Genomic DNA, 1,533 nt, shown 5'->3' on the forward strand with positions numbered 1-1,533 from the left:
CGCCGGGTCACCGTCTGCTGAGGGTCATTTCCCCCTCAAGTTCGAAGAGCCCCTTTATGTCTTGTTTCATAGCGCCGTGTACCGGCATGACGGCCGCACATTCATCGCCCAGCGGGAGCCGCTTGCTCCCCTGGCGGTCAGCGACCGAGCGGAGGTCGGGCGACAGGACTGGGCTCGGCCACTGGCCCGCGTGAGGGCCAGCGGACCGCGGGCCTCGTCACTCGCGAAATGAGGCACTCGGCGGGACCCGCTGACGGGCCGGCCCTAAAAGTTTCTGACGGACGAGTGCCAGCAAGGCGCTGCGCCCCCAGCCATCTTGCCAGCATAGGCCGAGCCCACTTTTACACCGGCTTGGTCGGGCTGTCGTTCTCGCGCAAATAGTCGCTGTTCAGATAGAGCACCTTGCGCGGGCGCCTGTCGCTTGACCAGTCATCGGCTGCCACTACAGCAACGTCCGACCTAATCAGTCTCAGCCGTTCCAGTTCCGCTACTCCCCGCTGCCAAGTGTCGTCACTCATCGCAAACCGCTGCCGCTCCCACACCGAGACATGCACCGGGTCGCTATCAGCTTTCGACACGAACATCAGCCGGAGACACACGTAGACGTACAGGGCGCGCGCTGTCATCACGTTGATCCAGCCGCGTGACCACAACTCGAGCGGCAGAGTGATGTAGGGCGCTTGCAGGGGCCCCGGAGGTGGCACGACCGTGAACACTGGCCCGCGCCCATGCTCGACACGCCGCTTGATCAGGGGGCCGTCCGGAGACTCGTCGCGCTCCAGCATCGCGAGAGCCCGCTTCACACGTCGCGTCCCTGCTCCCGGCGCGGGGTTGGTCCCACTGCGCTCCTCAAACCCGAACAGGTTCGCCCAGAACGCGTCGTTTATGTCCCGGAACAGCTCATGCGGCGGTTTGCGGGTGAGCAGTACCAAGGTCAAATACAGCTTCAACGCAGCCTCACCCCGGACGAACAGCCGCGACAGAGGCGTGGAGGTCTGAGCCGCCTCGCTGATCCGGGCGAAACTCGCCGGGATCTGCACCGTGCTGCGACGTCCGGAGTTGCGGACGACGTCGGCAAGAAGCCGTTTCGCAGTCACCGTGACCACACCCATCGGGCTCTCCGATCCATGTCGCCCAAGTACTTGACCATGTCAGCGGCGCTCGCTGCAGTCAGGGGGTCATGGAGTATTGGGGTATTGAGCTCGGGCATCGTTGCAGGTCAGGTTACGCGACAGAGGCGCCAAAAGCGACGAACGCAAACGCAAGAACGGCAGCGGGGCACCGCTCATTTGGCGGTTCGGGGCCGCTGGCAACGCGCTTAAGGGCTGCTGCGACGGGTCTTCTGCTTCGTTGCAGGGCTGTCGTGCGGAGGTCAACCTTGCGTGCAGGGGACAGGTAAGGACCCGCCGGGGGTGCATCTCCGACGGGCCCTTCACCTACTGACTAGAGCGTGTCTGCTAACTGCGGACGCGGTGATGGATGATCATGCAGCCGAGGAGGACACCGCCGAGGTAGGTGGTGGCGTATTTGTCG

General features: G+C 64.2%; 1 protein-coding gene. It reads right to left on the bottom strand.

Features of this window, described 5'->3' with window-relative positions:
- Positions 1–341: 341 nt before the first annotated feature.
- On the bottom strand, positions 342–1,112 hold the full coding sequence (locus BLW04_RS25435; protein WP_091548432.1) for a hypothetical protein: 771 nt from the start codon (positions 1,110–1,112) through the stop codon (positions 342–344).
- Between the last annotated feature and the right edge of the window lie 421 nt (positions 1,113–1,533).

This window comes from Modestobacter sp. DSM 44400 (assembly GCF_900107175.1).
GTDB lineage: Bacteria > Actinomycetota > Actinomycetes > Mycobacteriales > Geodermatophilaceae > Modestobacter.

Excerpts from the sequence above, each read along its gene's own strand:
- BLW04_RS25435 (WP_091548432.1), bottom strand. The coding sequence starts at position 1,112 with ATGGGTGTGGTCACGGTGACTGCGAAACGGCTTCTTGCCGACGTCGTC.